The 6,945-nt window shown below is 66.3% G+C and carries 7 protein-coding genes; all 7 read right to left on the bottom strand.

All coding sequences use genetic code 11. The annotated features are described in order from the left end of the window. The coding region (locus K3888_RS08295; protein WP_230929776.1) for an Abi family protein at positions 1–559 on the bottom strand (559 nt) is incomplete at its 3' end. A gap of 569 nt (positions 560–1,128) precedes the next feature. Beyond that, positions 1,129–2,829, bottom strand: coding sequence for a replicative DNA helicase (gene dnaB / locus K3888_RS08290; RefSeq protein ID WP_372459550.1), 1,701 nt, complete (start codon positions 2,827–2,829; stop codon positions 1,129–1,131). Positions 2,830–3,463: 634 nt separating this feature from the next. Continuing rightward, the gene (gene rplI, locus K3888_RS08285) at positions 3,464–3,916 is read right to left on the bottom strand and encodes a 50S ribosomal protein L9 (RefSeq protein ID WP_230929775.1); all 453 of its coding nucleotides are present in this window, start codon (positions 3,914–3,916) and stop codon (positions 3,464–3,466) included. 111 nt (positions 3,917–4,027) lie between these two features. Further along, positions 4,028–4,612, bottom strand: coding sequence for a single-stranded DNA-binding protein (locus K3888_RS08280; RefSeq protein WP_230929774.1), 585 nt, complete (start codon positions 4,610–4,612; stop codon positions 4,028–4,030). A 105-nt stretch (positions 4,613–4,717) separates the two neighbouring features. Continuing rightward, positions 4,718–5,005: a 30S ribosomal protein S6 gene (rpsF, locus tag K3888_RS08275; RefSeq protein WP_230929773.1), complete on the bottom strand. Its 288-nt coding sequence runs from the start codon at positions 5,003–5,005 to the stop codon at positions 4,718–4,720. Between the two features lie 165 nt (positions 5,006–5,170). Then, on the bottom strand, positions 5,171–5,353 hold the full coding sequence (locus K3888_RS08270; protein ID WP_230929772.1) for a hypothetical protein: 183 nt from the start codon (positions 5,351–5,353) through the stop codon (positions 5,171–5,173). Further along, a complete protein-coding gene (locus K3888_RS08265; protein WP_372459548.1) occupies positions 5,350–6,939 on the bottom strand; it encodes a glycosyltransferase family 87 protein in 1,590 nt (529 codons plus the stop codon). Before K3888_RS08265 ends, K3888_RS08270 begins: the two co-directional genes overlap by 4 nt. Positions 6,940–6,945 lie beyond the last annotated feature (6 nt).

Here is a 6,945-nt window from a genome sequence, read left to right as displayed (position 1 = left end):
CGAGGTCAGTCTCGCAGCGATCGCGATGTCCCGGGCGTGGACCGCGGACTATCGTCGAGCCATGTCCACCAGTGAGCCAGGAGGGTGGCAGCTCGGGGGAAGCGTAGGTCGTCAGATAGTGCTCAAGGGCTGAGCGGTGGACCAGCGTGTCCTCTCCTGAATCGGGGGATCCGCGAAGACGGTCGTCGCAGGTGGATCGAATGATCTGCAGGAGGCCAGCATGCCGGCCGCGGTGGTGAAAGTGTGCCGCATCCATGTACCAGTGCGGGTCGTTGTAGGTGTTAGACATGTGGTCGGTCATCGCTGCGCGGACAGCTACTTCGACTCGTTCGAGTGCATCCATGACCAATAACCGCAGCGCTCTGTCGAAGACGTAAAGATCGAGCACATCATCGAACGTCGTGCCCTCACTGAAGAGATGGTCTGGTCCGTCTTGCTGGAAGGGGATCGTATACGGCGACAACCGGTAGTAGCCGATGTGTTGTAGGTAGCGTTCTGCCCTGGCCGGCTCGGGGATGTGCAGCCCGCGGTCGGAAAGACGATTGACGAGTTCATCCAACTGCAGCGGTGGTTTGCCGTACGTCAGTAGGCCTCGTGGTCGTAGCGATCGAGGCATCGGCATTCCTCCCTGTCTGGGACAAAGAAAATCCCCCAAGTGCGCATCGTTGAGAGGCGTGGGGGATGTGGTGATTGCACCATAGCATCCGGCGGCGCTGCCTTGTAGGCGATGGCCAATGCACGATCGAATGGTCTGGTAGGTCCGAGAGTGCGAGGTGCGGCCAAGGCGGCCCCTCTGGGGTACACCCGTGCGGGACGCTTGGAGGAGCGGTATTCCTGCTGTGTCGCTGGGCGCGTTTGGGGTTTACTCGACAAGTGCCATTGGGTCCCTAGCGGGTGAAGCGCGTCCGCTGGCTGCCAGGGACTGTGCGACAAACACCAGAGCCCAGGTGCATTCAGGCTGCCCTGCCCGACAAGGTGCCGAGCCCAGCCTCTACACCGCAGTTGCGGCTGAAAGTGAGCATTTTCAGGCAATTCTCAGCAGTCCCAAGCATTTCCTTCAAAACGGCCCCAGAATCCCAGAATCCCCAGATTTCGTCCCAGAATCCCAACTTTCGCCTTGCGCGGCAGCTACAACCCCCGCGCCATGTCCACAAACCTCGAGTAGTGCAGCTGGTGCGCCACCGTGATCGTGGACGTGGGACCACCACGGTGCTTACCCAGAATCAGGTCGGCCTCGCCGGCCCGCGGGTCGTCGCGCTCGGTGGAGTCCGGGCGGTGCAGCAGCATGACGATGTCGGCGTCCTGCTCCAGCGAGCCGGACTCACGGAGGTCGGAGACCTGGGGCCGCTTGTCCGTACGCTGCTCGGGGCCACGGTTCAGCTGGGAGATGGCGATCAAGGGCACGTCGATCTCCTTGGCCAGCAGCTTGAGCTGACGCGAGAACTCCGAGACCTCCTGCTGCCGCGACTCGACCTTCTTGCCCGAGGACATCAGCTGCAGGTAGTCCACCACGATCAGCCGCAGGTCGTGCTTCTGCTTGAGCCGCCGCGCCTTGGCCCGGATCTCCATCATGGTGAGGTTGGGCGAGTCGTCGATGTACAGCGGCGCCTCGGAGATCTCGCCCATCCGCCGCGCCATCCGCGTCCAGTCCTCGTCGCTCATGGTGCCTGACTTCATATCGGACAACTTCACGCGGGCCTCCGCGCTCATGAGGCGCATGACGATCTCGGTCTTACTCATCTCCAGCGAGAACATGACCGAGGCCAGCCCGTTCTTGATGGAGCACGACCGCATGATGTCCAGACCGATGGTCGAGTTGTGCGTGGGGATCCCGGTGGGGCCGGCGAGGTACAGGTGGTCCGCCGCCGCCACCTCGATGCACCGGACCGGTACGCTCTCCGCGCTGCGTACATCGGTGATGACGCGGGTGCCGCGGCCCGAGTCGGGATGCTCGGGGATCACGATCCCGAAGTCGCACACCAGCATCAGGGTGTCGAGCGACTTGGTGGTGACCACCTGTTCGGTGCCGCCCATCTCGATACGCCACTCGTGCTCGGCATCGGCCACGATCTCCGCGCCGTCGCTGAAACGCACTGTGAAACAGGGGCGGTCCTGCCACACCTCAGTCACGCCGGTGACCTCGGTCGGCGTGCCGTCGACCCCCAGGACCCGATCGCCCACCGCGACGTCGCCCATCGTGGTCTCGCCGTCCGGCGTGGGTAGGACCGTGTCGAGAGCGAGCGCCTTACCGACGCCGGGTCGCGCGGCGATGATGATCATCTGCCCGCCGTGTAGACCGTTGGTGATGGAGTCCAGATCGGCGAAGCCGGTGGGCACGCCCTTGCTCAACCCGCCGGCGGTGTGGATCGCGTCGATCTCGTCCATCGTCGGCTGCAACAGCTCTTCGATGACAACGAAGTCCTCGGTGGTCCGACGCTCCGTCACGTCGAAGATCTCGGCCTGCGCCCGGTCCACGACCTCGGCCACGTCGGCCCCCTCGGAGCCGGAGTAGCCGTACTGCACGATCCGCGTGCCGGCATCGACGAGCCTGCGCAGCACCGCCTTCTCCGAGACGATCTGGGCGTAGTAGCCGGCATTGGCCGCCGTGGGCACCGTCGAGATGAGGGTGTGGAGGTAGGGCGCCCCGCCGGCTCGCCGTAGATCGCCGCGACGCTCCAGCTCCGCGGCCACCGTCACCGCGTCCGCGGGCTCGCCCCGCGCGTAGAGGTCCAGGATCACGTCGTAGACCGCCTGGTGCGCCGGCTTGTAGAAGTCGTTCGGCTGGATCTCCTCCACCACATCAGCGATGGCGTCCTTACTCAGCAGCATGCCGCCGAGCACCGACTGTTCGGCGGTCAGGTCCTGCGGCGGGGTCCGCCCGAACTCTCCGCCACCGCCACCGTCCTCGGGAGGCGGTGGCATATCGCCGGGATCGTCGTATCCCCCCTGCGCCATGACCGCTCCTCTCCGCTGTAGTGCTGATGTTGACGCCGTGCGTGGTCGTACCACCGCTGCCGTCCGGGACACCGGTGCGCCCTCGCGACTCCTCCACTGTAGGGCACCGCTACGACACGCCCGGCTCACATCCCACTAGGTTATCCACAGGCTTTTCCACAATCGCGAGTGTGGGGTTGTGGAGAACTGTGGATGGGCGTGAGTTATGCAGGAGCGATCTGGGGCTTGTTGTGGATAACCAGTGGAAATCGCAGGTCAATTGGCATAAACCTGCAGGTCACCGGTATCGCCGCAGGTAGAGCGCCCGGTGGATTACTTCCGATACCACGTCACGATTGGGGACACAATGGATAACGAAAGATGAACCCGGGCAATCGTCCAGCCGACAAATCCGTAGCTTTCCTACCGAGTTATCCACAGGACGTCCACAGCCCTTGCGCGCCTGTCAAAGTACGAGGGCCCCGGCCGTCGTGGTGACGGCCGGGGCCCTCGGGCCTGGTCAGATCGATCAGGCGGGGACGACCTCCACCGCGACGCGCGCGGTGGTCTCGTGACCCAGGTCGACGACGACACTGTGCGCGCCGGTCGACTTGATGTGCTCCTTGGGCATGTGCACCGAGCGCTTGTCGAGCGCGGGGCCGCCGGCGGCCTTCACGGCCGAGGCGACATCGCCCGCGGTGACCGAGCCGAACAGCTTGCCGGTGTCGGAGGTCTTGACAGCGACCTTCACGTCGGCAAGCGACTCGAGCTTCTGCTTGAGCTCGTTGGCGTGGTCCGAGTCGCGCACCTCACGGGCCTCCTGGGCCCGCTTGATGGACTCGATCTGGCGCTCGGCGCCCGGGGTGGCCACGATGGCCAGCCCGCGCGGGAGCAGGAAGTTACGACCGTATCCGCCCTTGACCTCGACGATGTCGCCCGGAGCACCGAGCTTGTCGACGTCGGCGGTGAGGATCAGCTTCATGATCCGTCTACCTTTCTTCCCTCCGACGATCCGACCCTGGCCGGGTTGTCGCGAGGTCATGTCTCATGCTTATGGGGTGGGGCGGGAAGTGCCCCTGGGAATCGACCCGATCTAAAACGGGGGCTCGTCTTCCATGCCGCCGAAGCCACCGGATCCGCCGGCCTGCGGGGCGCTGCCCCACGGGTCGTCGTTCTGCGGGCGTCCCTGGCCTCCGCCATAGCCGCCCTGCGACTGGCCTCCACCGAAACCACCCTGCGGCTGGCCTCCGCCCTGGAAGCTGCCACCCTGGCCGCCCCCACCCTGGAAACCGCCACCCTGGCCGCCTTCGCGGGGGGTGCGGGTCACCTTGGCGGTGGCGTACTTCAGCGACGGACCGACCTCGTCGACCTCAACCTCGTAGACGGTGCGCTTCTCGCCCTCACGCGTCTCGTACGACCGCTGCCGGAGCCGGCCGTTGACGATGACGCGCATGCCCTTCTGCAGCGACTCCGCGACGTTCTCCGCAGCCTGCCGCCAGACATTGCAGGTGAGGAACAGGCCTTCGCCGTCCTCCCACTGGTTGGTCTGTGAATTGAAACGACGCGGCGTCGAGGCGATCCGGAAGTTCGCGACCGCAGCACCCGACGGCGTGAACCGCAGCTCGGGGTCCGCGACGATGTTTCCTACGACCGTGATCGGGGTATCGCCCTGTGCCATGCGCTTCTCCTCCATGTAGAAGACCTGCGTGTGAAGTCCTGAGGTGGATGGTGGTCGAGGCCGACCGACCGCGCCCAGATTACCGGGCCGGTCGGACAGTCAGACTCACTTGTCGGCGCGCAGCACCTTGGTGCGGAGCACGTTCTCGTTCAGACCGAGCTGACGGTCGAGCTCCTTGACCGCGTCCGGGCTGGACTTGAGCTGCACGACGGCGTAGATGCCCTCGGACTGCTTGTTGATCTCGTAGGCGAAGCGGCGCTTGCCCCAGACATCGACCTTGTCGACCGAACCGCCCTCTTGCCGGATCACGTTCAGGAACGTATCCAGCGACGGCGCCACGGTGCGCTCGTCGAGACTCGGATCGAGGATGACCATTACTTCGTATTGACGCACGGGACCTCATCACCTCCTGTGGACTACAGATTCGGCCACGGTGTCTCCGTGGCAGGAGGGTCGTTGCGTCAGCAACCGTTCAAGGCTACCCCGTGCGGTACCGAGCGGCGAAATCACGTTACCGCTGGCAGCGCGGACGTGGGTGCGGGTGGGCGCCCGGGGAGGCTAGATGGCCATGGTCAGTGCCTGCGTCACCGGGATCACGGTGAGGAACAGGAACGCGGCGACGGTCCAGCCGATCCACACCGGCTGCCGCCAGCCCGCCCGGTAACCGCCGGCGGCGGTGACCATGCAGATGAATCCGATGAGGATGAAGGAGAACATCCAGATCATTTCGCTTGTGGTCATCGGTCGGCGTTCTCCTTCTGGGGCGTCTGCCCGGGGGTGATCGGGGCGGCCGGATCCGAGCCGGCCCCGGGTGGTGTCGCGACGGGGCGATCGGTCGGGTCCGCGAGCACTCCGGCCAGCGGATCCGTCCCGTCCGGGTCGTCCCGGTGGCTCCGCCGGACCACGTCGAGGTCCGGGCGGTAGATCTCGGTGATCACCACCGCGCAGACCGCCACCACGAGCAGGCCGCGCACCAGGACGAGCACGTGGAACAGCTCGGGATCGATCCCCCGGTTGGCCACCCCGTGGAAGTACGACATGTGGGCGACCCACAGCAGGGCGTCGAACGCCATCCACGGCAGCAACAGCTTCACGCGCGGCACGGCGAGCACCGCCAGCGGGATCAACCACAGCGAGTACTGCGGGCTCCACACCTTGTTGGTGAGCAGGAAGATCGCCACGATGAGGAACGCCAGCTGCGCGACGCGCGGCGTGGTGGCCGCGGTCAGTCCGATCACGAGTACCGCGACGCAGCCGAGCGCGAACAGCACCAGCGAGACGGTGTTCAGGGTCGCGGGCGCCTCGCCGACGGCGCGGCCCGCATCGAAGCCCGCCCAGCCGGTGAGCCCCTGGATCACGGCGTAGATGCTCTCGGGGTTCGCGGGCCGGTCCGAGTTGAGGCGGAAGAACTCTCGCCAGCCCTGCGGGAACGGGATCAGGATCGGCAGGTTGACCGCCAGCCAGGCGACCACCGCGGCGGCGAGCGCCTTGGCCAGCTCGACGAACCGTCGTCGCCGGATCGCCACCACGAGCAGGGCGCCGAACAGGAAGAGCGGATACAGCTTGGCCGCCACGCCCAGTCCCAGCACGACGCCGGCCCAGACGGGACGGCGGCGCGCCCACAGGAGCAGCGCGACGGAGGCCAGTGCGACGGCCATGATGTCGTAGTTGGTGAACGCCTGGAAGATCACGAGCGGGCTGGCCGCCATGAGCAGCGTGTCCCAGGGCCGGCGCCCGGCCGATCGGTAGGTCGCCCACACGGCGACCATCCACATGATGGCCAGCAGCACCGCGCCCAGGACGAAGTACTTCACCACCTCGATGGGCCCACCGGGGAAGACCGCCTGCCACGCCTGCGCGCCCTGCGCGGTGACGTACTGGAACAGCCCCGAGATCACGGGGTACTCCATGAAGCGGACCTCGCCGGAATCGGTCGTCCACGTGTACTTGTACGGGAACGCCCCCGCGCTCAGGCCCTCCGCGGAGTACAGCGGCAGCGGGTCGGCGTAGCAGGCCTTGTAGTACTGACGGCCGTCCCACATGAGCCCGGGCTGCGACCCGTCGGTGGGGTGGGAGGTCTCCAGGCAGGCGGCCTTCGAGAAGAAGCCGAATGCCAGGAAGATCACGGCGAAGAGCATGACCACGCGCAGCGGCGTCCAGAAGCGCTGGCGGCCGACCGCGGCGTGTCGGCCCACCGGCCCGCCCCACGCGTCGAGAACAGTGGCCGCCGGGCCGTCACCGGGGCGGACGCGCTCCTGCGGGGACAGCGAACGGAGGTCCTCGTCGAGCGGCAGCGGAGAGAGGCGACCGTTGCTCAGCACGGCCACACTCTA

The sequence above is a fragment of the Dietzia aurantiaca genome (assembly GCF_021033825.1).
In the GTDB taxonomy this organism is placed as follows: domain Bacteria; phylum Actinomycetota; class Actinomycetes; order Mycobacteriales; family Mycobacteriaceae; genus Dietzia; species Dietzia aurantiaca.
This window is presented reverse-complemented; position numbering and strand designations above follow the sequence as displayed.